Source organism: Streptomyces sp. NPDC048461 (assembly GCF_055587105.1).
Genome location: NZ_JBVJGW010000005.1, coordinates 311,995 through 336,292 on the forward strand (window position 1 = coordinate 311,995; position 24,298 = coordinate 336,292).

Sequence of the window (24,298 nt, forward strand, 5' to 3'; positions counted from 1 at the left end):
CTCAAGCCTCCTCTCGGTCACTGTCGGAATTCGTCCCGCCGCTGACGATCAGCTCCCGCTCGTCGCGGGACCTCCGGCGCGGTACGGGTGCCAGCTGCTGGCCGGGCTTGGGCGGTACGGGGAACCCGCCCGCCAGCGGGTCGAAGGGCTCGGCGTCGTGGACGGCCTCCCGGGCCGCCGCCTTCTCCCGCTTGTCGCGGAAGAGGTCCACGACGAAGGAGAGGAGCAGGATCGCCACGACGGCCCCGCCGACGTAGAGGACGATCTCGCTGAAGTCGTAGGCCTCGTTGCGCAGCGCGCGGACGGTGGCCACGAGCATCAGCCAGACCAGCGAGACCGGGATCAGGACCTTCCAGCCCAGCTTCATCAGCTGGTCGTAGCGCACGCGGGGCAGCGTGCCGCGGAGCCAGATGAAGAAGAAGAGGAGGAGCTGCACCTTGAGGACGAACCAGAGCATCGGCCACCAGCCGTGGTTCGCGCCCTCCCAGTAGGTGGAGATCGGCGCCGGGGCCCGCCAGCCGCCCAGGAAGAGGGTGACCGAGACGGCCGAGACGGTGACCATGTTGACGTACTCGGCGAGCATGAACAGCGCGAACTTGATGGAGGAGTACTCGGTGTTGAAGCCGCCGACGAGGTCGCCCTCGGACTCCGGCATGTCGAAGGGGGCGCGGTTCGTCTCCCCGACCATCGTGATCACGTAGATGATGAAGGAGACCGGCAGCAGGATGATGTACCAGCGGTCCGCCTGGGCCTCGACGATCGCCGAGGTCGACATCGACCCGGAGTAGAGGAAGACCGAGGCGAAGGCCGCGCCCATCGCGATCTCGTACGAGATCATCTGCGCGCAGGAGCGCAGGCCGCCGAGGAGCGGGTAGGTCGAGCCGGAGGACCAGCCGGCGAGCACGATGCCGTAGATGCCGACCGAGGCCACCGCGAGGATGTAGAGCATCGCGATGGGCAGGTCGGTCAGCTGCATCGTGGTGCGCTGGCCGAAGATGGAGACCTCGTTGCCGGCGGGCCCGAAGGGGATCACCGCGATGGCCATGAAGGCCGGGATGGCCGCGATGATCGGGGCCAGGACGTAGACGACCTTGTCGGCCCGCTTGACGATCAGGTCTTCCTTCAGCATGAGCTTCACGCCGTCGGCGAGCGACTGGAGCATGCCCCAGGGGCCGTGCCGGTTGGGGCCGATGCGCAACTGCATCCAGGCGACGACCTTGCGCTCCCACACGATGGAGAACAGCACGGTCACCATCAGGAAGGCGAAGCAGAAGACGGCCTTGATGACGACGAGCCACCAGACGTCGCGGCCGAAGAGGGAGAGGTCCTCCGCGGCGATCTGTACCGCGTTCACGCGTCCACCTCCGCAGTGCTGGCGCCCGCGCCGGCCGGGGTCGCCGGGCCGATGCGCACGAGGGTGCCCGGACGGGCGCCGGTGTCGGCGAGGACGCCGGATCCGGTGGAGTTCAGCGGGAGCCAGACCACGCGGTCGGGCATCTCGGTGATCCGCAGCGGCAGTTCCACGGTCCCGGCGGGGCCGGTGACCGCGAGGACGTCGCCGCTCTTGACGCCGGTCTCGGCGGCCGTGGCCGCCGACAGCCGGGCGGTGGCCTCGTGCCGGGTGCCGGCCAGGGCGTCGTCGCCGTCCTGGAGGCGGCCCTGGTCGAGGAGCAGGCGGTGGCCCGCGAGGACCGCCTCGCCCGCTCCGGGACGGGGCAGCGGCTCCGTGTCGGTGGACTGCTCGGTGGCGAGCGCCCCCTCCCACGGGCCGAGCCGCTCCAGCTCCCGGCGTACGGCGTGCACGTCGGGCAGGGCGATCGGCCGGTCGGCCGCGTCGGCCAGCATGTGCAGCACGCGGGAGTCGGCGGGGGCGAGGCGCCGGGTCATCTGCTCGGGCTTGAGGGCGGCCTCGAACGGCCGGACCCTGCCCTCCCAGTTGACGAACGCGCCCGGCTTCTCGGCGACCGCGGCGACCGGGAAGACCACGTCGGCGTGGTCGGTGACCTCGCTGGGCCGCAGTTCCAGACAGACCACGAAGGCCTCCTGGAGCGCGGTGCGGGCGCGGGCCGGGTCGGGCAGGTCGGCGACCTCCACGCCCGCGACCAGCAGCGCGGACAGCTCGCGCGTGGCCGCGGCCTCGACGATCTGCCCGGTGTCTCGGCCGTAGCGGTGCGGGAGGTCGTCCAGGCCCCAGGCGGTGGCGACCTCGTCGCGGGCCCGCGGATCGGTGGCCGGGCGGCCGCCGGGCAGCAGGGACGGCAGCGCGCCCGCCTCGACGGCGGCCCGCTCCCCGGCCCGGCGCGGGATCCACACCAGCGCGGCGCCGGTGGCGGTGGCGGCCCGTACGGCGGCGGTCAGCGCGCCCGGGACGCCGGCGAGGCGCTCCCCGACCACGATGACGGCGCCGGGCTCGCGCAGCGCGTCGGCGGCGGTGGACCCGCCGGCCTCCAGGCCGTCGCGGGTGGCCAGCGCGTCGATCCACGCGGGCTCGGTGCCGGGGGCGGCGGCCAGCAGGGTGCCGCCCGCCTTGGCCAGGCCCCGGGTGGCGAAGGGGGCGAGGGCGAAGGTCCGCTGCTTGTGCTTGCGGTGGGCCTTGCGCAGCCGCAGGAAGACGCCGGGGGCCTCTTCCTCGGCCTCGATGCCGGCGAGCAGCACCGCGGGCGCCGCCTCCAGCGAGGCGTACGTGACGCCGGTGCCGTCGAGGTCCTTGCCGGTGCCGGCGACGGAGGCGGCCAGGAACTCGGCCTCCTCCGCGCTGTGCACGCGGGCCCGGAAGTCGATGTCGTTGGTGTCGAGCACCACGCGCGCGAACTTGGCGTACGCGTAGGCGTCCTCGACGGTGAGCCGGCCGCCGGTCAGCACGCCCGCGCGGCCGCGCGCGGCGGCCAGCCCGTTCGCCGCGGCCTCCAGCGCCTCGGGCCAGCTCGCCGGGGCCAGGATGCCGTCGGTGCCGCGCACCAGCGGGGTGGTCAGCCGGTCCGGGCGCTGCGCGTAGCGGAACCCGAAGCGGCCCTTGTCGCAGATCCACTCCTCGTTGACCTCGGGGTCCTCGGCGGCCAGGCGGCGCAGCACCTTGCCGCGCCGGTGGTCGGTCCGGGTCGCGCAGCCGCCCGCGCAGTGCTCGCACACGCTCGGGGAGGAGACGAGGTCGAACGGGCGGGAGCGGAACCGGTAGGCGGCCGAGGTCAGCGCGCCGACGGGGCAGATCTGGATGGTGTTGCCGGAGAAGTACGACTCGAACGGGTCGTCCTCGCCGGTGCCGACCTGTTGGAGCGCGCCCCGCTCCAGCAGCTCGATCATCGGGTCGCCGGCGATCTCGTTGGAGAAGCGCGTGCAGCGCGCGCACAGCACGCACCGCTCGCGGTCCAGCAGCACCTGGGTGGAGATCGGGACGGGCTTCTCGTAGGTGCGCTTCCTGCCCTCGAAGCGGGACTCGGCGTTGCCGTGGGACATCGCCTGGTTCTGCAGCGGGCACTCGCCGCCCTTGTCGCAGACCGGGCAGTCCAGCGGGTGGTTGATGAGCAGCAGCTCCATCACCCCGCGCTGGGCCTTGTCGGCGACCTCCGACGTCAGCTGCGTCTTGACGACCATGCCGTCGGTGCAGGTGATCGTGCAGGAGGCCATCGGCTTGCGCTGGCCCTCGACCTCGACGATGCACTGGCGGCAGGCGCCGGCCGGCGAGAGGAGGGGGTGGTCGCAGAACCGGGGGATCTCGATGCCGAGCTGTTCGGCGGCCCGGATCACCAGCGTGTCCTTGGGCACCGACAGCTCGACGCCGTCGATGGTCAGGGAGACCAGGTTCTCCGGGGGCACGGCGGCCTCCCCGCCACCGGCCGGAGCGTTGGTGGTGATGGTCATGCGTTCACCTCCGTGTCAGCCCAGAGGGTCGACTTCTTGGGGTCGAAGGGGCAGCCCTTGCCCGTGATGTGCTGCTCGTACTCCTCGCGGAAGTACTTGAGCGAGGAGAAGATCGGGCTGGCCGCACCGTCGCCGAGGGCGCAGAAGGACTTGCCGTTGATGTTGTCGGCGATGTCGTTCAGCTTGTCGAGGTCGGACATGACGCCCTTGCCGGCTTCGATGTCGCGCAGCAGCTGGACGAGCCAGTACGTGCCCTCGCGGCACGGGGTGCACTTGCCGCAGGACTCGTGGGCGTAGAACTCGGTCCACCGGGTGACGGCCCGCACCACGCACGTCGTCTCGTCGAAGCACTGGAGCGCCTTGGTGCCGAGCATCGAGCCGGCCGCGCCGACGCCCTCGTAGTCGAGGGGCACGTCGAGGTGCTCGTCCGTGAACATCGGGGTGGAGGAGCCGCCCGGGGTCCAGAACTTCAGCCGGTGGCCGGGGCGCATCCCGCCGCTCATGTCGAGCAGCTGGCGCAGGGTGATGCCGAGCGGGGCCTCGTACTGACCGGGGCCGGAGACGTGGCCGGAGAGCGAGTAGAGCGTGAAGCCGGGGGACTTCTCCGTCCCCATCGCCTTGAACCAGTCCTTGCCGTTGTTCAGGATCGCGGGCACCGAGGCGATGGACTCGACGTTGTTGACGACGGTCGGGCACGCGTAGAGCCCCTCGACGGCCGGGAAGGGCGGTCGCAGCCGGGGCTGTCCGCGCCGGCCTTCGAGGGAGTCGAGCAGTGCCGTCTCCTCGCCGCAGATGTACGCGCCCGCCCCGGCGTGCACCGTGATGTCGAGGTCGAGCCCGCTGCCGAGGATGTCCTTGCCGAGGTATCCGGCCTCGTACGCCTCGCGGACCGCCTCGTGCAGGCGCCGCAGCACCGGTACGACCTCGCCGCGCAGGTAGATGAAGGCGTGCGCGGAGCGGATCGCGTAGCACGCGATGATCATTCCCTCGATGAGGGAATGCGGGTTGGCGAAGAGGAGCGGGATGTCCTTGCAGGTCCCCGGCTCCGACTCGTCCGCGTTCACCACCAGGTAGTGCGGCTTCCCGTCGCCCTGCGGGATGAACTGCCACTTCATCCCGGTGGGGAAGCCCGCGCCGCCGCGGCCGCGCAGGCCGGAGTCCTTCACGTAGGCGATGAGGTCGTCGGGGGTCATGGCGAGCGCCTTGCGCAGGCCCTCGTACCCCTCGTGGCGCCGGTAGGTCTCCAGCGTCCACGACCGCGGGTCGTCCCAGAACGCCGACAGGACCGGGGCGAGGAGCTTCTCCGGACTCGTCCCGTTCTTACTGAGTTCAGTGGACACGGTCATCACTCCCCTCCCTCGGTGGTGGTCTCGCCCCGCGGGTGCACGATCGAGGTGTGCGGGGTCTCGCCGCGGGCGATGCGCAGCCCGATGAGGGAGGCGGGTCCGGCGCCGCCGGTGGCCTCCACGGCGCCCTCGCGCTCGTCCGGGAAGCCGGCCAGGATCCGGGCCGTCTCCTTGTACGTGCACAGCGGCGCGCCCCGGGTCGGCTCGACCGGGCGGCCGGCCAGCAGGTCGTCGACCATGGCCTTGGCGGACTCGGGGGTCTGGTTGTCGAAGAACTCCCAGTTCACCATCACCACGGGGGCGAAGTCGCAGGCCGCGTTGCACTCGATGTGCTCCAGCGTGACCTTGCCGTCGGGGGTGGTCTCGTTGTTGCCGACCCCGAGGTGTTCCTTGAGCTCGTCGAAGATGGCGTCGCCGCCCATCACCGCGCACAGCGTGTTCGTGCAGACGCCGACCTGGTAGTCGCCGGAGGGCTTGCGCCGGTACATCGTGTAGAAGGTGGCCACGGCGGTGACCTCGGCGGTGGTCAGGCCCAGCACGTCGGCGCAGAAGCGGATGCCGGTGCGCGAGACGTAGCCCTCCTCCGACTGGATCAGGTGGAGCAGGGGCAGCAGCGCGCTGCGGCTGTCGGGATAGCGCGCGATGACCTCGGCGGCGTCCGCCGCGAGCCGCTCGCGCACCTCCGCCGGGTAGTCCGGGGCGGGCAGCCGGGGCATGCCCAGTTGGATGTCGGTCATCGGTCGACGCCTCCCATCACGGGGTCGATGGAGGCGACGGCGACGATGACGTCGGCGATCTGGCCGCCTTCGCACATCGCGGCCATGGCCTGCAGGTTGGTGAAGGACGGGTCCCGGAAGTGGACCCGGTAGGGGCGGGTGCCGCCGTCGGAGACGACGTGGACGCCGAGTTCGCCCTTGGGCGATTCGACGGCCGCGTAGGCCTGCCCGGCGGGGACCCGGAAGCCCTCGGTCACCAGCTTGAAGTGGTGGATGAGGGCTTCCATGGAGGTGCCCATGATGTTCTTGATGTGGTCGAGCGAGTTGCCGAGGCCGTCGGGCCCCATGGCCAGCTGCGCCGGCCAGGCGATCTTCTTGTCGGCGACCATCACCGGCCCCGGCTCCAGCCGGTCCAGGCACTGCTCGACGATCCGCAGCGACTGGCGCATCTCCTCCAGGCGGATCAGGAACCGCCCGTACGAGTCGCAGGTCTCGGTGGTCGGGACGTCGAACTCGTACGTCTCGTAACCGCAGTACGGGTCCGACCTGCGCAGGTCGTGCGGCAGGCCCGCGGACCGCAGCACCGGGCCGGTGGCGCCGAGCGCCATGGCTCCGGTCAGGTCCAGGTAGCCGACGTCCTGCATGCGGGCCTTGAAGATGGGGTTGCCGGTGGCGAGCTTGTCGTACTCCGGCAGGTTCTTCTTCATGGTCTTGACCAGCTCGCGCAGTTGGTCGACCGCGCCCGGGGGCAGGTCCTGGGCGAGGCCGCCGGGCCGGACGAACGCGTGGTTCATGCGCAGGCCGGTGATCAGCTCGAAGACGTCCAGGATCAGTTCGCGGTCGCGGAAGCCGTAGATCATGATCGTGGTCGCGCCCAGTTCCATGCCGCCGGTGGCGATGCACACCAGGTGGGAGGAGAGCCGGTTGAGTTCCATGAGCAGGACGCGGATGACGGTGGCGCGGTCCGGGATCTGGTCGGTGATGCCGAGCAGCTTCTCGACGCCGAGGCAGTAGGCCGTCTCGTTGAAGAACGGCGTCAGGTAGTCCATGCGCGTCACGAAGGTGGTGCCCTGCGTCCAGTTCCGGTATTCGAGGTTCTTCTCGATGCCGGTGTGCAGGTAGCCGATTCCGCAGCGGGCCTCGGTGACCGTCTCGCCGTCGATCTCCAGGATCAGGCGGAGCACTCCGTGGGTGGACGGGTGCTGGGGACCCATGTTGACGATGATCCGCTCGTCGTCCGCGCGAGCCGCCGACTGGACGATCTCGTCCCAGTCGCCGCCGGTGACGGTGTAGACGAGGCCTTCGGTGGTCTCCCGGGAGGAGGCGTGTGAAGTGGACATCAGCTGTACGACCTCCGCTGGTCGGGAGCCGGGATCTGGGCGCCCTTGTACTCGACGGCGATGCCGCCGAGCGGGTAGTCCTTGCGCTGCGGGAAGCCCTGCCAGTCGTCCGGCATCATGATCCGCGTGAGGGCGGGGTGCCCGTCGAAGACCAGGCCGAAGAAGTCGTAGGTCTCGCGCTCGTGCCAGTCGTTGGTCGGGTAGACCGCCACCAGCGACGGGACGTGCGGGTCGCCGTCCGGGACCGACACCTCCAGCCGCAGGATCCGCCCGTGGGTGAGCGAGCGCAGGTGGTAGACGGCGTGCAGCTCGCGCCCCTTGTCGCCGGGGAAGTGCACCCCGGAGACACCGGTGCAGAGCTCGAAGCGCAGGGCCGGGTCGTCGCGCAGGGTGCGCGCGACGCGCACGAGGTGCTCGCGGGCGATGTGGAAGGTCAGCTCGTCCCGGTCGACCACCGTCTTCTCGATGGCGTTCCCGGGAAGCACGTCCTGCTCCTCCAGGGCCCCTTCGAGCTCGTCGGCGACCTCGTCGAAGTACGAGCCGTACGGGCGGCTGCTCGCGCCGGGCAGGGCCACGGTGCGGACCAGGCCGCCGTAGCCGCTGGTGTCGCCGCCGGCCGCCGCACCGAACATGCCCGTGCGGACGCCGATGACCTCGGGGCCCTGGGCCCGCGGAGCGGGGACGTTGCTGCCGTTCTCCGGCTCTTGGGTCTCGCTCACCGGAGCAGCCCCTTCATCTCGATGGTGGGGAGTGCCTTGAGGGCCGCCTCCTCCGCCTCGCGGGCGGCCTCTTCCCGGTTCACGCCGAGCTTGGAGCCCTGGATCTTCTGGTGGAGCTTGAGGATCGCGTCCATCAGCATCTCGGGGCGCGGCGGGCAGCCGGGGAGGTAGATGTCCACCGGGACGATGTGGTCGACGCCCTGGACGATGGCGTAGTTGTTGAACATTCCGCCCGAGGATGCACAAACCCCCATGGAGATGACCCATTTGGGAGCGGGCATCTGGTCGTACACCTGCCGCAGCACGGGCGCCATCTTCTGGCTGACCCGGCCGGCCACGATCATCAGGTCGGCCTGGCGCGGCGAGCCGCGGAAGACCTCCATGCCGAAGCGGGCGAGGTCGTACCGGCCCGCTCCGGTCGTCATCATCTCGATGGCGCAGCAGGCGAGGCCGAAGGTCGCGGGGAAGACGGATGACTTGCGCACCCATCCCGCGGCCTGTTCGACGGTGGTCAGCAGAAAGCCGCTCGGCAGCTTCTCTTCCAGTCCCATGGAAACCTCAGCCCCTCAGTCCCATTCCAGGCCGCCGCGGCGCCAGACGTAGGCGTAGGCGACGAAGACGGTGAGCACGAAGAGCAGCATCTCGACGAGCCCGAAGATCCCCAGGGAGTCGAAGGTGACGGCCCAGGGGTAGAGGAAGACAACCTCGATGTCGAAGACGATGAAGAGCATCGCCGTCAGGTAGTACTTGATGGGGAAGCGGCCGCCGCCGGCCGGCATCGGAGTCGGCTCGATGCCGCACTCATACGCTTCAAGCTTTGCCCGGTTGTACCGTTTTGGACCGATCAGCGTGGCCATGACCACGGAGAAGATCGCAAACCCTGCGCCGAGGGCGCCGAGCACGAGGATGGGCGCGTACGCATTCACGCTCCTCGCTCCTTCCAGTCGTCCTTGACCGTTGGACCGCCGTACCGGCCGGGGATGCCGCCCAGTAATGGACTGGGGGCGTGACCCGCCTCGCGAAGATCGTGTACATGTGAGGCAGTTCACAAGCCGGACTGCTGCGCATCCTATGCCTGCCTCTCTGTGATCTGCGACACGGGTTACAACAACGAGTTTGTGATCTCCACCACCTGACGAACGATCATGAAGTCGGATGAGCGGTGATCTTCATACGTGAAGCATCCGGACGGTCACGAATGGTGACATCCATCATCGTTACCGCAGGTAGAGGGCGTGCCTCCACTATCAAGGGTGCCCCTTGCATGCAAATTGGCGCAAGGCTGTGGCGCGTGCTATCGGCATCAGGCCTCCCCCGACCGGGGGACCACGTGCGTACCGAGGTGGACGCGAGGCAGAAGCCGGACAGAACGGGCACCCGGGCACGTGCATCCGTTCACGAACCACGCGATGCCTTCACAGCCGGGTCACAACGGGGCCACGGCGTCCGCACAGCGTGACGTCACTGTGACCTGCGTCACAGTGAATCGGCGCTTCCGAAACGGGGCTTGGCCAACTGTCCGGCGGAATGGTAGGCCGTGGATCAATTCGGACTTAATGCAGAAACCACATGATCACAGGGTTGTGACGGTGTGTCCGATTAGCCCGTTACTGCGTCAATAAGAGGGCCGGAGCGCCCGGTTAGCCCCCTTCGCGCACAACTGTGGCGCAGACCACGTTTCTTGAAGGGACCCCTGACACCCTGATAGCGCTTGTCCTCATGTCCCACACCGCTCACATACCCAGCCACCGGAAGCCCCGCCGCAGCGCCTCGAAGCTCGCGGTCCGCGCCGGAGTAGCCGGTGGCGTCCTCAGCACCCTGGCCATGGCCGGAACCGCGAGCGCGTCCCCGACCGCAGAGCCCGTGGCCGAGACGACGCTCGAGATGCCGGTCCTCGACCTGGACCTCGGCGCCGACGTCTCCTCCGCCGTCACCGTCGCGGCCGAGAACACCCGTCTGGCCGCCGTCGAGGGCGAACTGACCGCCCAGGAGGAGAGCGCCCGCACCGGCGCCGCCGCCGAGGCGAAGAAGGCCAAGGAAGACGCCCAGCAGAAGGCCGACGCCGACAAGAAGGCGCAGCAGGAGGCCGACCGCAAGGAAGCGGCCGACCGCGCCAACCGGAGCGCCGCCCGCTCCACGCTGGCGACCGCCTCCGCGTCCGACTCCGGCTCCGGCTCCGGTTCGAAGTCCACCTCGGGCTCCGGCAAGAGCACCGCCCCCTCCCAGGGCACGGGCACCGTCACCGCGCCGGCCACCGGCTCCGCCGCGGCCATCGTGAACTTCGCCCGCGCGCAGGTCGGCAAGGCGTACGTGCTCGGCGGCACCGGCCCGTCGTCGTTCGACTGCTCCGGCCTCGTCGGCGCCGCCTACCGCCAGGCCGGCATCACCCTGCCGCGCATGTCCCAGCAGCAGTCCACGGCGGGCACCTCGGTGTCCCTCAGCGCCCTGCAGCCGGGCGACATCCTGTACTGGGGCTCCAAGGGCAGCGCGTACCACGTCGCCCTCTACGTCGGCGGCGGCAAGTTCGTCGGCGCGCAGAACTCCAGCACCGGCATCGTGGAGCGCTCGCTGAGCTACGACAAGCCGACGGGCGCCGTGCGCGTCCTCTGAGCCGTCCTCCGGTCTCCGGAGCGTCAGGAAGGGCCGGTACTCCCCCGCTCGGGGGTGGAGTACCGGTCCTTCGGCGTCCTCGGACCACGGAGGCCGCCGGGGCGGGGACGGCGGAGCGGGCCTCGCGCCGCCGTCCCCGCCCCGGCGTACGGCCTGCGCAACACCTCCCGGCCGCATCCGCCCGGCGCCCTGCGAAGATGGCGGCGGCGCGTCCGTCCCGTCGGACCCGCCCCGACCCTGGAGGTGGTGGTCCCGTGAGCGCTCGACCGCACGCGTACCCCGGCGGGGGCGACCCCGCCGCCGTCCCGGCCGCGTCCGGGCTCGGCCTCCTCGCCCTCGGCGGCCTGCTGCTGGGCACCGCCCGCCCCTGGCAGAAGCCCGGGAACGCGCTGTCCCTCGGCCTCGGCTGGAGCGCCTCGGCGGTGCTCCTGCTGTGCGGGCTGGTGCTCCTGACCCGCTGCGTGCGCACGGTGCACTGCGCCGGGGACGCCGCCGGGGAGCCGTAGGAAGGCCCGTACGGCGCCCGCACGACGGCCCGTGCCGGCGTTGCCCGTACGACGCCCCTCCGGCTCCCGGAACGGCGAAACGGGCCGCGCCGGGGAGACCCCGCCGCGGCCCGCCTCGCAGGACCGGCCGCATCCGCGCCCGCGTCAGGCCTTCGGGGCCATCTTCGAGAGCCCGTTGATGATGCGGTCCATCGCGTCGCCGCCCGTCGGGTCGGTCAGGTTGGCCAGCATCTTCAGCGTGAACCGCATGAGCACCGGGTGGGTCAGGCCGCGCTGGGTGGCCACCTTCATGACCTTCGGGTTGCCGATCAGCTTCACGAAGGCGCGGCCCAGCGTGTAGTAACCGCCGTACGTCTCCTTGAGGACCTTCGGGTAGCTGTGCAGGGTGAGCTCGCGCAGCGCCGTGGTGGCGCGGGAGTGCGCCTGCACGATGACGTCGGCCGCGATCTGGCCCGATTCCATCGCGTAGGCGATGCCCTCGCCGTTGAACGGGTTGACGAGCCCGCCCGCGTCACCGACGAGCAGCAGGCCCTTGGTGTAGTGCGGCTGCCGGTTGAACGCCATCGGCAGGGCCGCGCCGCGGATCGGCTGCGTCATGTTCTCGGGGGTGTAGCCCCAGTCCTCGGGCATGGACGCGCACCAGGCCTTGAGGACCTCGCGCCAGTCCAGCTCCTTGAAGGCGGAGGAGGAGTTGAGGATGCCGAGGCCGACGTTGGAGGTGCCGTCGCCCATGCCGAAGATCCAGCCGTAGCCGGGCAGCAGCCGGTCCTGCGCGCCGCGCCGGTCCCACAGCTCCAGCCAGGACTCCAGGTAGTCGTCGTCGTGCCGGGGCGAGGTGAAGTACGTCCGCACGGCGACGCCCATCGGGCGGTCCTCACGCCGGTGCAGGCCCATCGCGAGGGACAGCCGGGAGGAGTTGCCGTCGGCCGCGACGACCAGCGGGGCGCTGAAGGTGACCGGGGTCTTCTCCTCGCCGAGCTTCGCCTGCACGCCGGTGATGTGGCCGGTGCGCGGGTCGCGCACGGGCTCGCCGACGTTGCAGCGCTCGTAGAGCCGGGCGCCGGCCTTCTGCGCCTGGCGGGCCAGGGTCTCGTCGAAGTCGTCGCGCTTGCGCACGAGTCCGTAGTCCGGATAGGAGGCGAGTTCCGGCCAGTCCAGCTGGAGGCGCTGGCCGCCGCCGATGATCCGCAGGCCCTTGTTGCGCAGCCAGCCGGCCTCCTCGGAGATGTCGATGCCCATGGAGACCAGCTGCTTGGTGGCGCGCGGGGTCAGCCCGTCACCGCACACCTTTTCCCGGGGGAACGCGGTCTTCTCCAGGAGCAGGACGTCCAATCCGGCCTTGGCGAGGTAGTACGCGGTGGTCGAGCCGGCGGGCCCGGCCCCGACGACGATCACGTCCGCGGAGTGTTCGGAGAGGGGCTCGGTCACTGCGGGGTCTCCCGAAGGCTCGATAAAGGGTGCCCAACGGCACCGGACATGTGCAGTCTATGCAGCGAGAGAGATCGCGATCCGAAGGGTGCCTCCGATGACCACCTCGCCGACCCGGCCGCTTCCCGCCGTGCAGCTGCGCGTGCCCACCGACGAGGACGCGCGGGCCTGGCACCGGGTGTTCGACGACCCGGAGGTGATGGAGTTCCTCGGCGGGCCCGCCGAACTGTCCCTGTACGAGGAGTTCACCGCGCGCCAGCGCATGCACGACGCGCAGCTCGGCCACTGCCTGTGGACCCTGCTCGACACGGACGGCGCCGTGATCGGCTTCACGGGCGCGCAGCCGTGGCCCCGGGAGAAGGAGTGGGGACCGGTCGGGGAGATCGAGATCGGCTGGCGGCTGGGCCGCTCCGCCTGGGGCAAGGGGTACGCGTACGCCGCCGCGCTGGCCACGGTGGAGCGGGTCCGCGCGGTGGGCGTCCCGCACGTCGTCGCGATGATCAACGACGAGAACCAGCGGTCGATCGCGGTGGCGGAGCGACTCGGCATGACCCTGGCGGACCGCTTCCTGCTGCCGGGCGGCGCGCGCCACGGCCGCCGCTACGAGCTGACGCTGTCCGGGAGCTGACCGCGACCGCCGGTGACCGGGACCGCCGGTGACCGCCACCACCGGTGACCGGGACCGCCCGTGACCGCGACCGCCCCCGCACCGGCGGTCAGAAGACCGACAGGCCCGTCAGCGTCGTGAACCGGTCCAGGGCCGCCACGCCCGCGACCGAGTTGCCCCGGTCGTCCAGCCCGGGGCTCCACACGGCGACGGTGCACTGTCCGGGGACGACCGCGACGATGCCGCCGCCGACCCCGCTCTTGCCGGGGAGCCCGACGCGGTAGGCGAACTCGCCCGCCGCGTCGTAGGTCCCGCAGGTCAGCATGACGGCGTTGATCTGCTTGGCCTCGCTGCGCGTCAGCAGCCGCGAGCCGTCGGCGCGCAGGCCGTGCCGGGCCAGGAAGCGGCCGGCGCGGGCCAGGTCGGCGCAGCTCATCTCGATGGAGCACTGCCAGAAGTAGTGCTCCAGCAGGGCGGGCACCGGGTTGTCGATGTTCCCGTACGAGGCCATGAAGTGCGCGACGGCGGCGTTGCGGTCGCCGTGCGCCTGCTCGGAGGCCGCGACCTCGGCGTCGAAGCCTATGTCGGGGTTGCCGCTCTCCTCGCGGAGGAAGCCGAGCAGTTCGCTGCTCGCGTCGCCGGTCAGGGTCTGCAGCCGGTCGGTGACGACGAGGGCGCCCGCGTTGATGAACGGATTGCGCGGGATGCCGTTCTCGTACTCCAGCTGCACGAGCGAGTTGAACGGGTTGCCGGACGGCTCCCGGCCCACCCGCTCCCACAGGCTGACGCCGCCCTCGGCGAGGGCGAGGGCGAGCGCGAAGACCTTGGTGATCGACTGCGTGGAGAAGGGGACCTGCCAGTCGCCCACCCCGTGGACGTTGCCGTCGAGGTCGACGATGGCCATCCCGAACTGCGCGGGGTCCACGGACGCGAGCGCCGGGATGTACTCGGCGGGCGTTCCGCTGCCGATCAGGGGGGCGATGTCCGCCGCGACCTGTTCCAGCAGCGTCGCGTAGTCGAAGGGCACGGCGTCCACGGCAGTGTCAGTCCTTGGTGCCGCGGTGCAGCGCGACGATTCCGCCGCTCAGGTTGCGCCAGGCGGCCTTCGACCAGCCGGCCTTCTGCAGCAGGGCGGCCAGCGCGGGCTGGTCGGGCCACTCCCGGATGGACTCGGCGAGGTACACGTACGCGTCCGGGTTGGAGGACACGGCGCGGGCCACGGGCGGGAGGGCCCGCATCAGGTACTCGGTGTACACCGTGCGGAAGGGCGCCCAGGTCGGCTGGGAGAACTCGCAGATGACGACCTTGCCGCCGGGCTTGGTCACCCGGTACAGCTCGCGCAGGGCGGCGTCGGTGTCCTGGACGTTGCGCAGGCCGAAGGAGATCGTGACGGTGTCGAAGGTGTCGTCCTTGAACGGCAGCTTCGTCGCGTCGCCCGCGGTCAGCGGCAGCCAGGGGTTGCGCTTCTTGCCCTCGCGCAGCATGCCGAGGGAGAAGTCGCAGGGGACGACGTACGCACCGGTCGCGGCGAAGGGCAGCGAGGAGGTCGCGGTGCCCGCGGCGAGGTCGAGGACCTTCTGCCCGGGGCGCGCGCCGACCGCCTTGGCGACCTCCTTGCGCCACAGCCGGGCCTGGCCGAGCGAGAGGACGTCGTTGGTGAGGTCGTAGTTCGCCGCGACCCCGTCGAACATGGAGGCGACTTCGTGCGGCTGCTTGTCCAGGGAAGCCCTAGTCACTGGTGTTCGCCCCTCGGTGTGCGATGCGGATCGGGTACGGGCCCATCCTCTCAGGCCGCGGCTCCCCCGGTCGCGGCGGCTCGGCCGGGGCGCCGGGGACGGCTGGGGCCCCGGGGGCGCCCGGGGCGGCGCGGCGGGTCCCACCGGCAGGGGCGGCGCCGTCCGGCATCCGCGGCGGCCACCCGGTATACCCGCCCACCCCGGCTCCCAACCACACAACTGGCCCGAAGGCCAGTTACGCCGATGCCCCGCGGCCGCGTTGACTGGCCGGGTGCGGCCCGGTGAGGGTCACCTCCGGACCGTGGCCCCCGTGGCGGCCGGTCCGGCAGCGGCCGCCGAGCAAAGGGCTTCACGATGCCGGCAGGCCATTCCACCGGTCGCTCCTCCCTCAGCCCGCGCGCCCGGCGCCGGGCGCAGCGGCGGACGCGGCTGCGGCGCACGATCCTCGGCTCGGCGGCGCTCCTCGCGGTCTGCGCGACCGGCTACGCGATGGTGCCCGGGGAGGACTCCGCCGGGGTCTCCGACAAGCCGGCGGTCGCCGCCCGGACGCCGGAGGCCGGGGAGAGCCCCGCGGACGGGTCCGGCGCGGCCGCCCCGCAGGGCGGCAAGGCGGCCCCCGTGCCCGAGCGCTCCTCCGCCGCGCCCTCGGCGCAGGCCCCGGTGGTGCCGAAGGCGTCCACCGCGCCGACGACCGCGGCCCCGTCGACCACGGCCGTCCCGGCCTCCGGCCCGGGCACGTTCAGGTCCTCCGCCGCCACCGGGCAGCCCCAGGGCACGGGGACCGCGCTGCGCTGGCGGATCGAGGTGGAGGAGAACAGCGGCGTCGACCCGGACACGGCCGCCCGCGCCGTGGAGAAGATCCTCGGCGACCCGCGCGGCTGGACCAAGGACCCGGCCTACGCCTTCCAGCTGGTCGGGGCGGGCCAGCCGGTCGACTTCACCGTCAAGATCGCCACGCCGACGACCACCGACCGGCTGTGCGAGGTGGTCACCCCCGAGCTGATCGGCGAGACCAACTGCCGGGCCGGGCACACCGTCGTGGTGAACCTCAAGCGCTGGCAGGAGGGATCACCGCAGTTCAACGGCCCGGTCGAGGAGTACCGGGCGCTCATCGTGAACCACGAGGTCGGGCACGAGATCGGCCGCGGACACGAGAGCTGCCCGGGAGCCGGGCAGCCCGCGCCCGCGATGATGCAGCAGATCAAGGGGCTCCAGGGCTGTACGGCCAATGCCTGGCCGTACAGTGCGGGCGGAACTTATCTGTCGGGCCCGAGCGTCCCATAACCGGGAGGGCCGGCCATCGGATGGGCCGGCCGGGGGCCGAGGAGTGGAAAACCGTGCGCGTCGTCAGCTTCAGCGTCCCCGCGTGGTTCCCCCCGCACGGCGAGCCGGACCGGCCCCAAACCCAGCTGACCGAGCAGGAGTCGGCCGTGTTCCTGTGCCTGGCCACCGGCGCCTCCAACGCCGAGCTCGCGGTCGAACTGCAGCTGTCCGTCAGCACGGTCAAGTTCCACGTGGTGAACATACGGGCCAAGCTCGGCGGGATCAGCCGGCTCCAGGCCTGCCTGCTGGCGGCCCTCGCCCGCGAGGACCTGCGCACGGCGGGCCCGCCCGCGGCCGGCTTCCCCCCGGTCAGCGACGGCGGTGCAGCAGCCGTCCCCCGATGACCGTCGCCACGCAGCTGGTCGCGCCCCGCTCCAGGAGCTCCGCCGGATCCGCCGCCGCGAAGACCGCGAACCGGGCCGGGGCGCCCGGCTCCAGTACCCCGTGGAACGCCTCCTCGGCGGCGTCCCGCCCGGCGAACGGGTCCAGGGACGCGGGGACACCCGCCGGCGCGGCGGCCGGGGGCAGGACGGTGAGCCCCGAGCGGACCACGGCCGTGCGCACCGCCGCGATCGCGAAGCGGCCGGTGACGGTGGTGACCCCGCGCGCGAGCAGCTTCTGCGTACCGCGCCGGGCGCTGTGGCCCCACCGCGCCTCGGTCATCCTCAGCGCGGCCAGCGCGGCCTCGCCGGTGACCGGTTCGGTGCCGAGTTCGGCGACCTCGTACGGGTCGTCCGGGTAGTACGTGCGCTCCAGCAGCTCGTCCGCGCCGCGGACCAGCAGTCCCGGGGTGAGCACCCCGGGCCAGCGCCGGCAGCGGGCGTGCGGGTGGGCCGCGGCGAGGTCCGCGTACGGCCCCGTGCGGGAGATCCGGTCGCCTTCGACGAGGACCGCGCCTCCGGGCACGGGGGCGGATCCCGGCCCGGGGACGAGGAGTTCGGCGGTGTGGAGCGTCAGCACGGCCGGGTCAGTTCGTCGAGATGAGCTTCAGCTCGGGGTGCGCCGTGCCGCCCTCGATCGCGGTGGAGGAGATGTGCGAGACCACGCGGTCGTCGGCCGGGTCGTTCGCCGGGTCGTCGTGCACCAGCAGGTGCTCGTACGTGGTCGCGCGCTGCGCCGGGGTGCGGCCCGCCTTGCGGATCAGGTCGATGATCTCCTGGCGGTTGGAGCGGTGCTTGGCACCGGCCGAGGAGACGACGTTCTCCTCCAGCATGATCGAGCCCAGGTCGTCGGCGCCGTAGTGCAGCGACAGCTGGCCCGCCTCCTTGCCGACGGTCAGCCAGGAGCCCTGGATGTGGGCGACGTTGTCGAGGAAGAGGCGCGCGATCGCGATCATGCGCAGGTACTCGAAGATCGTCGCCTGGGTGCGGCCCTTGAGCTTGTTGTTCTCGGGCTGGTAGGTGTACGGGATGAAGGCGCGGAAGCCGCCCGTGCGGTCCTGGGTGTCCCGGATCATCGCGATGTGCTCGATGCGCTCGGCGTTGGTCTCGCCGGTGCCCATCAGCATGGTGGAGGTGGATTCCACTCCGAGCCGGTGGGCGATCTCCATGATCTCCAGCCAGCGCTCGCCGGACTCCTTGAGCGGGGCGATCGCGGTCCGCGGGCGCTCCGGCAGCAGTTCGGCACCGGCGCCGGCGAAGGAGTCGAGGCCGGCCGCGTGGATGCGGGTGATGGCCTCTTCGGCGGAGACCCCGGAGATGCGGGCCATGTGCTCGACCTCGGACGCGCCGAGGGAGTGGATGACCAGCTGCGGGAAGTCCTTCTTGATGGCGGCGAAGTGCTCTTCGTAGTACTCGACGCCGTAGTCCGGGTGGTGGCCGCCCTGGAACATGATCTGGGTGCCGCCCAGTTCGACGGTCTCCGCGCAGCGGCGCAGGATGTCGTCGAGGTCGCGGGACCAGCCCTTCTTCGCGTCCTTGGGGGCCGCGTAGAAGGCGCAGAACTTGCACGCGGTGACGCACACGTTCGTGTAGTTGATGTTCCGCTCGATGATGTACGTCGCGATGTGCTCGGTACCGGCGTAGCGGCGGCGGCGCACGGCGTCGGCGGCCTGGCCGAGGGCGTGCAGCGGCGCGTGGCGGTAGAGGTCGAGCGCCTCTTCCTTGGTGATCCGGCCTCCCGCGGCGGCGCGGTCGAGGACAGACTGGAGAGCGGCCTGGTCGGTCACCGGTGCGTCACCTTTCGGCGGTGTGTCAAGGTCCGGACCGATCCAGCCTACGCCAGCGCCGCAGCGGGCCGGTCAGGGGCTTCGGGTGAGGTCTCCCTCGGGGTTCCCGGCCGCCGTGTCGCCCGACCGGTAGTGCAGCGTTCCGCCCGGGTTGAGGGTGAAGCGCTCGTCGGCGGAGCCGCCCGAGCAGATGCCGGGGGCCGGGTTGGGGCCGCCGGAGGTGTCCAGGACGAGGGAGCGGTCGGTGGCGGAGGCCAGCTTCCAGTCCCCGCTGCAGTCGGTGCCCAGGACCGGGACGACGGACTTGTCCCGGCCGACGACGCTGCCGGTCCGGCCCGCCCGGATGGTGATCTCGAACGCGACGGGAGCCCCCAGGTTGGTGGTGGCCGTGCCCTTCCACGTGCCGACGAGCTCCGGGGGGACGTCGTCGCGGGTGCCCGCGGGCGGCCCGCCGCTCGCCGTCGGGCCGGTGCTCCCGCCCGGGCCGCCGCTCGCGCGCGGGCTGGCCGGCGCGCTGCCCGCCGGGGCGGGCGTACGGGAGGCGGAGGCGCCGGTGTCGCCGGCCACGTCGCGGCCCCCGCCGTCGCCGCCGGGCAGCAGGCCGAGCCCGTACAGGCCGCCGGAGACCAGCGCGAGGACGGCCGCCGCGGCGAGCACCACGGTGCAGCTGAACCGCCGTCCGGCGGCGCGCACGCTGAGCTGCCGCCCGTCGGGCGCGCTCCGGGGACCGGGCACGCCCGCCGCCCCCGCGCCGGGCCCGGTGGGCCCCGGGGTGGGCCGTCCGTACGGGCCCGGCGTCGCCGGATGCGGCCCGGAGCCGGTCCCGGCCGGGCCGTGGGGGTGGCCGTACGAGGGGTCCGGCGCTCCGAAGCCGGCCCCGAAGCCGGCGCCGGGGGCGGCCGCGCCGCCGTAGGAGGGGGTGGTGAAGGGCACCGGCCCCGAGGGGTGTTCGGGCGCCGCCGCGTCCAGGTCGAGCAGGGCCACCGCGGCCCGGCTGGCCGCCTCGACGAGGGGCCCCGGGAGCCAGCCCGGGGTGCCCAGGGCGTCGCCGAGGGCCGCCGCGACGTCCTCGGGGGCGGGCCGGTCGGCGGCCGTCTTGGCCAGGCAGGCGCCGATCAGCTCGCGGAGCTGCCCGGCGGGGACGTCGCCCAGCTCGGGCGGCTCGTGGACGACCTTGTAGAGGAGGGTGGCGGAGTTGTCCCCGGTGAAGGGCGGCCGCCCGGTCGCCGCGAAGGCCAGCACCGCGCCGAGCGAGAACACGTCGGCCGCGCCGGTGATCCCCTTGCCGAGGATCTGCTCGGGCGACATGTAGCCGGGCGAGCCGATGGAGACCCCGGTGGAGGTGAGGGAGGCCGTCCCGTCGGTGGCGCGGGCGATCCCGAAGTCGATGAGCCGCGGCCCGTCGAGGGTCAGCATCACGTTGGAGGGCTTCACGTCCCGGTGGACGAGGCCCAGTGCGTGTACGGCGACCAGGGCCCGGGCGAGCCCGGCGCCGATCGCCCGTACCGAGCTCTCGGGCAGCGGCCCGTGCGAGGCCAGCGCCCGGTCCAGGGAGGGCCCGGCCACGTAACCGGTGGCCACCCACGGCACGGCCGCTCCGGGGTCCGCGTCCAGGACGGGCGCGGTCCATTCGCCGCCCACCCGCCGGGCGGCCTCGACCTCGCGGCGGAACCGGGCCCGGAACTCCTCGTCGGCGGCGAAGTGCGGGTGCACGATCTTCACGGCGACGGTCCGGCCGCCCGCACTGCGCCCCAGGTAGACCCGGCCCATGCCGCCCGCGCCGAGCCGGCCGAGCAGCCGGTAGGCGCCGATGGTGCGCGGTTCGCCGGCTTCGAGCGGCTGCATCGCGTCCCCCTCCCCCGAGTTCCCGGACCGGGCCTCCCGCACGGTCCGGCCCCTTGAGCACCTTAGGGCTTCGGGGGCGCGGCGGCTCCTGGTCCGGGCCTTCCCGCGGCGCCGGTCTGCGCGGCCCGCATTCCCCTTTCGCATTCCCGCCGGGCGTCGGGAATGCGAAAAGGGAGGGAATTCCCGGGAAACCGGGCATTCGCCCGCCCGCACCTCTGTGGACTACGGGCGGACGGTGTTCAGCAACTCCACGGCGACATCGGCCGGGTAGCCCGTGGTGGGTCCGGTGCGCCGCGCGAATTCCCGTACTCCGGCCAGCTGGTCGGGGCCGAAGCGGAAGTCGAGGGTGGTGAAGTACCGCTCCAGGAGGTCGGCGTCGAAGGCCTCCCAGCGGGCCGCCTGCTCGGCGACCTTGGCGACCTCCTCCAGGGACACGTCCCGGGAGGCGAGGAAGGCCTCGTGGACCTTCTCGACGACGAGGGGCTCGCGGGCCAGGTAGTCCTTGCGGGCGGCCCAGACGGCGAAGACGAACGGCAGCCCGGTCCACTCCTTCCACATCTGCCCCAGGTCGTGCACGGCCAGGCCGAGCCGGGGGGCGTCGTGCAGGGAGGCGCGCAGGGCGGCGTCGCCGATCAGCACCGCGGCGTCGGCCTCCTGCATCATCACCCCCAGGTCGGGGGGGCAGGTGTAGTAGTCGGGCCGGACCCCGTACTGCTCGGTGAGCAGCAGCTGGGCGAGGCGTACGGAGGTCCGCGAGGTCGAACCGAGCGCGACGCGGGCGCGGTCGAGCTGCTCCAGCGGCACCTGCGAGACGATCACGCAGGACATCACGGGCCCGTCGCAGCCGACCGCGAGGTCGGGGAAGGCGACGAGCTGGTCGGCGTTGCGGAGGAACTCCACGAGGGTGATGGGGGCGATGTCGAGCTCGCCCGCGACGAGGCGTTCGCTCAGCTTCTCGGGAGTGTCCTTGGTCAGCTCCAGGTCCAGCAGCGTGCCGGTTCTGGCCAGCCCCCAGTAGAGGGGCAGGCAGTTCAGGAACTGGATGTGGCCGACGCGGGGCCGGCTGCGATAGACGTCCACATCGCGAGACTAGCCCCCCTCGTCACGTCAGCGTTCCGGCGGGTCTCAAACGTCCGGGTGACGTGATCTTTCCCTCTGGTACTGGCCCGAGGGTGCGTGCTAGGCTCGTCGCAAGTTGCAGTTTGGTTTCCCTTGCAGTACGAGGCCTGCGGAGAATGTGACCCGCAGGCTTTTGTAGTTTTCAGACTTCTTAGCAGGTTCTGGAGCAGGGCGACCCTTTGGCCCATAGGAGGGCTCATGGCTACCGGAACCGTCAAGTGGTTCAACGCTGAAAAGGGCTTCGGCTTCATCGCCCAGGACGGCGGCGGCCCGGATGTCTTCGTCCACTACTCCGCGATCAATGCCGCTGGCTTCCGTTCCCTGGAAGAGAACCAGACGGTGAACTTCGACGTCACGCAGGGTCCGAAGGGCCCGCAGGCGGAGAACGTCACCCCGGCCTAGTCGCCTGGGCCAACCACATCGCGGTTGGAAGCAGTACCCAAGGAGCCCCGTCCACTCTGCGCGAGCAGAGCGGCGGGGCTCCTGCCTTTCCCCTCCCGGGTGGGGTGGGGCGGGCAAAGCCGAGGGCCCCGGCACCGTTCTCACGGTGCCGGGGCCCTCGGCCCGGAGGCTCAGGCGGTCTTGGCCGGAGCCTTCGCCGGGTCCTTCGCCGGGTCCGTCGGCGGGGTGGTCGCCGGGGCGGCGGTCACCTCGAAGTCCAGGACCAGGGTGACCTCGTCCGGGGTGGTCAGGCGGAGGTGGTAGGTGCCCGGGGCGAGGTCCGCGGCCGTGAACAGCTCCGGCAGGACGATCTTCCCGTCGGCGCCGGTCGCGGGGAGCTCCAGGCGGGTGACCTTCTCCCCCTCCTTGGCGCCCTTGAAGTACGGGCCCTTCGCCGTCGCCAGGTCGACCGGGACCCACGCGCCGTCCTTCTTCTCCACCAGCTCGGCGAGGACTCCGCTCACGGCGAGCGGCTTGCCCTGCGCGGTGGCGAGGAGCACGACGTCCTTGAAGCTCGCGCCGGCGGTGGCCGTCAGCGCCTTCGAGCCGGCCGGGCGGGCCAGCAGGTCCACGACCGGCTTCGCCGTGACCGTGCCGGTGAACCCCACCGAGAGCCTGCCGACCTTGTCGTAGGCGGAGGCCCGCAGCGTGAAGGTGCCGGGCTTGGCGCCCGCCGTGAGGCCGGGGGCGGCCGCGGTGCCCGACGCGTCCGTCTTGACCACGAGGGAGTCGGCGGGGGCCTTGGGGAAGGCGGTGCCGCCGGTGGTGTCCGACTCGACCGTGAAGACGACGTCCTGGCCGACGGCGGGCTTGCCGTTGCTGAGGACCGCCTTCACCTTGGGGACCTCGGCGAAGGCCGCTCCGGTCTCGGCCTTGAGCCCCGCGCCGCCCAGCAGCGTCAGCTCGGCCAGGTGCGGCGCGGCGGGCGGTACGGGCTTCTCGGGCTGCGTCACCGGCGGGGTCGTGGGCTTCGCCGGCGGGGTCGTCGGCCGGACCGGCGCCGGCGGGGTGACGACCGCCGGCGGGGTGGTCCGGGCCGGCGGGGTGGGCAGGGTGCCGGGCGGCGTGGTCGGGTAGTTGCCGGCGGGCGGGTTCGGAACCCCGGCGGCGCCGCCGGTCTGGTACTGGCGCATGTAGCCGAGCACGATGTTCACGTACTCGCGCGAGTTGTTGTAACTGAGGATCGCCTGGTCGAGCTTGGCGGCGTTCGTCAGGTCCTTGTCGCCGGCGCACAGGTAGAGCCCCGCGCCGAGCGCCGCGTCGTAGAGGTTGTTGGGGTCGCGCTTGCCGTCGCCGTTGCCGTCGGCTCCCCAGGTCCGCCAGGTGGAGGGGATGAACTGCATCGGGCCGATGGCGCGGTCGTACACGACGTCCGCGTCCCACTCGCCCCGGTCGGTGTCGCGGATCTCGGCGAAGCCGTTGCCGTCGAGGCGCGGGCCGCGGATCGGCTTCTCGGTGGAGCCGTCGGTCTTGAGGCCGTAGCCGGAGGCGTGCACGGACTCGACCCGGCCTATGCCGGCGAGCAGTTCCCACGGCAGCTTGCAGTTGGGCAGGGCGGCGGCCACCGACAGTCCGGCGCGCTGGTAGGCGTCGAGGGCGGTGGCGGGTATGCCGTTGGCCCCCTCCTGCGTCGCGGCGCCCGCGGGCACCTGCGGGTCGGCGACCTCCCCGGGCAGGTCCAGCCGCGCGTCGCCGCGGTCGGCGGCCTGGGGGCTGTCCGGCGTCGGCTCGGACTCGCCCGCGTCGGCGGTCGTCGGCGTGGACACGACCGCTGCGGTGGTGAGGCTGGCCGCGAGCGCGGCCGTGCACAGGACCTTGCGCGAGGTGTTGACGAGGTGACGGTGAAGCGGCTTCACAGTGCGGCGATCCCCCCAGGAGCCGTCAAAGGCGTACGGCCGGTCGGGCCGTGAATATCCACTGTCTATCAGGTATTCGGCAGCGACTCGCCGTCCCCCCGGCAGATGTGACGCACCATTCGTCTCGGCTTCGCCGGGACCTCGCGGACGGGTGGCCCAAGGCCCCGACCGGTCGCCCGGATTGCCCTGCGTGATCCGTTTTCGCCCCCCTCCCGCACCGCCCCCCGCCACCCCGGACGGGGGCCGCTGCTAGCTTCGGGCGCATGAGTGCACTGGTGTACGACCGGGACTTCCGCGAGAAGGCCGCCCGCCGGCTCGCCTGGGGCTTCGGACTGCTCGCCGCGGCGTCGGGCGTCTGGCTCTGGGTCGCCGCCCAACTGCTGCTCCCGTTCGCCGGGCCCTCCGAGCAGGACTGCGAGTCCCGGGTGTTCTACGACGCGGGGGACGAGCGGCAGCCCGAGACCTACGCCGAGGCCGAGGGCGATTCCTGCGACGCCGAGCGGGACCTGGGCGGGCTCCTCGCCCTCACCCTCCTCTCGCTCCCCGTCGCCGTCGTCGGCACGGTGCTCTACACGTCGAGCAGCACCGCCACCCGCATGAGCGCCCACGCGGCGGAGCTCGCCCGCTTGGAGGACTCCGCGAAGAACCGGCCCGGGCTCTGACGGACGGGTCCCGCCCGCG

The 24,298-nt window shown here is 72.1% G+C and carries 23 protein-coding genes; 7 read left to right on the top strand and 16 right to left on the bottom strand.

Features of this window, described 5'->3' with window-relative positions:
* Position 1: 1 nt before the first annotated feature.
* From nuoH to ACZ6S8_RS12015, 8 genes are read right to left on the bottom strand one after another with little or no spacing between them, the layout of a single operon-like run.
* Positions 2-1,354 carry an NADH-quinone oxidoreductase subunit NuoH gene (nuoH, locus tag ACZ6S8_RS11980; protein ID WP_469454740.1) on the bottom strand — a complete coding sequence of 451 codons (1,353 nt, stop codon included), beginning with the start codon at positions 1,352-1,354 and terminating at the stop codon, positions 2-4.
* Entirely contained in the window at positions 1,351-3,858 is a 2,508-nt protein-coding gene (locus tag ACZ6S8_RS11985) for an NADH-quinone oxidoreductase subunit G (protein WP_469454741.1), read from the bottom strand. Before ACZ6S8_RS11985 ends, nuoH begins: the two co-directional genes overlap by 4 nt.
* Positions 3,855-5,204 carry an NADH-quinone oxidoreductase subunit NuoF gene (gene nuoF, locus ACZ6S8_RS11990; RefSeq protein WP_469454743.1) on the bottom strand — a complete coding sequence of 450 codons (1,350 nt, stop codon included), beginning with the start codon at positions 5,202-5,204 and terminating at the stop codon, positions 3,855-3,857. The genes ACZ6S8_RS11985 and nuoF overlap by 4 nt, the downstream gene beginning before the upstream one ends.
* Positions 5,204-5,941: an NADH-quinone oxidoreductase subunit NuoE gene (nuoE, locus tag ACZ6S8_RS11995; RefSeq protein WP_469454744.1), complete on the bottom strand. Its 738-nt coding sequence runs from the start codon at positions 5,939-5,941 to the stop codon at positions 5,204-5,206. Before nuoE ends, nuoF begins: the two co-directional genes overlap by 1 nt.
* A complete protein-coding gene (locus tag ACZ6S8_RS12000) occupies positions 5,938-7,260 on the bottom strand; it encodes an NADH-quinone oxidoreductase subunit D (protein ID WP_469454746.1) in 1,323 nt (440 codons plus the stop codon). The genes nuoE and ACZ6S8_RS12000 overlap by 4 nt, the downstream gene beginning before the upstream one ends.
* The gene (locus ACZ6S8_RS12005) at positions 7,260-7,979 is read right to left on the bottom strand and encodes an NADH-quinone oxidoreductase subunit C (protein WP_469454748.1); all 720 of its coding nucleotides are present in this window, start codon (positions 7,977-7,979) and stop codon (positions 7,260-7,262) included. The genes ACZ6S8_RS12000 and ACZ6S8_RS12005 overlap by 1 nt, the downstream gene beginning before the upstream one ends.
* Positions 7,976-8,530, bottom strand: coding sequence for a NuoB/complex I 20 kDa subunit family protein (locus ACZ6S8_RS12010; protein WP_007265818.1), 555 nt, complete (start codon positions 8,528-8,530; stop codon positions 7,976-7,978). The genes ACZ6S8_RS12005 and ACZ6S8_RS12010 overlap by 4 nt, the downstream gene beginning before the upstream one ends.
* A gap of 15 nt (positions 8,531-8,545) precedes the next feature.
* On the bottom strand, positions 8,546-8,905 hold the full coding sequence (locus ACZ6S8_RS12015) for an NADH-quinone oxidoreductase subunit A (RefSeq protein ID WP_030010013.1): 360 nt from the start codon (positions 8,903-8,905) through the stop codon (positions 8,546-8,548).
* Between the two features lie 793 nt (positions 8,906-9,698).
* Between ACZ6S8_RS12015 and ACZ6S8_RS12020 the strand changes: the two genes are divergently transcribed.
* Complete coding sequence (locus ACZ6S8_RS12020; RefSeq protein ID WP_469454751.1) at positions 9,699-10,589, top strand: C40 family peptidase; 891 nt, start codon at positions 9,699-9,701, stop codon at positions 10,587-10,589.
* Between the two features lie 254 nt (positions 10,590-10,843).
* Positions 10,844-11,095, top strand: coding sequence for a hypothetical protein (locus ACZ6S8_RS12025; protein ID WP_469454753.1), 252 nt, complete (start codon positions 10,844-10,846; stop codon positions 11,093-11,095).
* 144 nt (positions 11,096-11,239) lie between these two features.
* Here the strand turns inward: ACZ6S8_RS12025 and ACZ6S8_RS12030 are convergent, their stop codons facing one another.
* A complete protein-coding gene (locus ACZ6S8_RS12030) occupies positions 11,240-12,523 on the bottom strand; it encodes a geranylgeranyl reductase family protein (RefSeq protein ID WP_469454755.1) in 1,284 nt (427 codons plus the stop codon).
* Between the two features lie 97 nt (positions 12,524-12,620).
* Here ACZ6S8_RS12030 and ACZ6S8_RS12035 point away from each other — a divergent pair, with 97 nt between their 5' ends.
* Positions 12,621-13,151 carry a GNAT family N-acetyltransferase gene (locus ACZ6S8_RS12035; protein ID WP_469454757.1) on the top strand — a complete coding sequence of 177 codons (531 nt, stop codon included), beginning with the start codon at positions 12,621-12,623 and terminating at the stop codon, positions 13,149-13,151.
* An 88-nt stretch (positions 13,152-13,239) separates the two neighbouring features.
* Here ACZ6S8_RS12035 and ACZ6S8_RS12040 read toward each other — a convergent pair whose 3' ends face one another.
* Both ACZ6S8_RS12040 and ACZ6S8_RS12045 read right to left on the bottom strand, forming a co-directional pair.
* Positions 13,240-14,157, bottom strand: coding sequence for a glutaminase (locus ACZ6S8_RS12040; RefSeq protein ID WP_469454922.1), 918 nt, complete (start codon positions 14,155-14,157; stop codon positions 13,240-13,242).
* A gap of 16 nt (positions 14,158-14,173) precedes the next feature.
* Positions 14,174-14,866 carry a demethylmenaquinone methyltransferase gene (locus ACZ6S8_RS12045; RefSeq protein ID WP_386533593.1) on the bottom strand — a complete coding sequence of 231 codons (693 nt, stop codon included), beginning with the start codon at positions 14,864-14,866 and terminating at the stop codon, positions 14,174-14,176.
* Positions 14,867-15,220: 354 nt separating this feature from the next.
* On the opposite strand from ACZ6S8_RS12045, the gene ACZ6S8_RS12050 reads away from it, so the two are divergent.
* Both ACZ6S8_RS12050 and ACZ6S8_RS12055 read left to right on the top strand, forming a co-directional pair.
* Complete coding sequence (locus ACZ6S8_RS12050; protein ID WP_469454760.1) at positions 15,221-16,150, top strand: DUF3152 domain-containing protein; 930 nt, start codon at positions 15,221-15,223, stop codon at positions 16,148-16,150.
* Positions 16,151-16,203: 53 nt separating this feature from the next.
* The gene (locus tag ACZ6S8_RS12055) at positions 16,204-16,533 is read left to right on the top strand and encodes a response regulator transcription factor (RefSeq protein ID WP_469454761.1); all 330 of its coding nucleotides are present in this window, start codon (positions 16,204-16,206) and stop codon (positions 16,531-16,533) included.
* On the opposite strand, the gene ACZ6S8_RS12060 is transcribed toward ACZ6S8_RS12055, so the two are convergent.
* The 4 genes from ACZ6S8_RS12060 to ACZ6S8_RS12075 all read right to left on the bottom strand — a co-directional run bounded on the left by ACZ6S8_RS12060 (position 16,499) and on the right by ACZ6S8_RS12075 (position 21,281).
* A complete protein-coding gene (locus ACZ6S8_RS12060; protein WP_469454762.1) occupies positions 16,499-17,149 on the bottom strand; it encodes an imidazolonepropionase-like domain-containing protein in 651 nt (216 codons plus the stop codon). The two genes, ACZ6S8_RS12055 and ACZ6S8_RS12060, sit on opposite strands and share 35 nt — an antisense overlap.
* A gap of 7 nt (positions 17,150-17,156) precedes the next feature.
* Positions 17,157-18,356, bottom strand: coding sequence for a cyclic dehypoxanthinyl futalosine synthase (gene mqnC / locus ACZ6S8_RS12065; RefSeq protein ID WP_469454764.1), 1,200 nt, complete (start codon positions 18,354-18,356; stop codon positions 17,157-17,159).
* A gap of 72 nt (positions 18,357-18,428) precedes the next feature.
* A complete protein-coding gene (locus ACZ6S8_RS12070; RefSeq protein ID WP_469454767.1) occupies positions 18,429-20,201 on the bottom strand; it encodes a serine/threonine-protein kinase in 1,773 nt (590 codons plus the stop codon).
* A gap of 222 nt (positions 20,202-20,423) precedes the next feature.
* Positions 20,424-21,281, bottom strand: coding sequence for a menaquinone biosynthetic enzyme MqnA/MqnD family protein (locus ACZ6S8_RS12075; RefSeq protein WP_469454768.1), 858 nt, complete (start codon positions 21,279-21,281; stop codon positions 20,424-20,426).
* A gap of 237 nt (positions 21,282-21,518) precedes the next feature.
* Here ACZ6S8_RS12075 and ACZ6S8_RS12080 point away from each other — a divergent pair, with 237 nt between their 5' ends.
* Positions 21,519-21,722 carry a cold-shock protein gene (locus tag ACZ6S8_RS12080; protein WP_351275452.1) on the top strand — a complete coding sequence of 68 codons (204 nt, stop codon included), beginning with the start codon at positions 21,519-21,521 and terminating at the stop codon, positions 21,720-21,722.
* 170 nt (positions 21,723-21,892) lie between these two features.
* Here the strand turns inward: ACZ6S8_RS12080 and ACZ6S8_RS12085 are convergent, their stop codons facing one another.
* Positions 21,893-23,617 (bottom strand): lytic transglycosylase domain-containing protein, encoded by a 1,725-nt coding sequence (locus ACZ6S8_RS12085; RefSeq protein WP_469454771.1) that lies wholly within the window; start codon positions 23,615-23,617, stop codon positions 21,893-21,895.
* Positions 23,618-23,880: 263 nt separating this feature from the next.
* On the opposite strand from ACZ6S8_RS12085, the gene ACZ6S8_RS12090 reads away from it, so the two are divergent.
* Positions 23,881-24,279 carry a hypothetical protein gene (locus ACZ6S8_RS12090; protein ID WP_469454774.1) on the top strand — a complete coding sequence of 133 codons (399 nt, stop codon included), beginning with the start codon at positions 23,881-23,883 and terminating at the stop codon, positions 24,277-24,279.
* Positions 24,280-24,298: the final 19 nt, after the last annotated feature.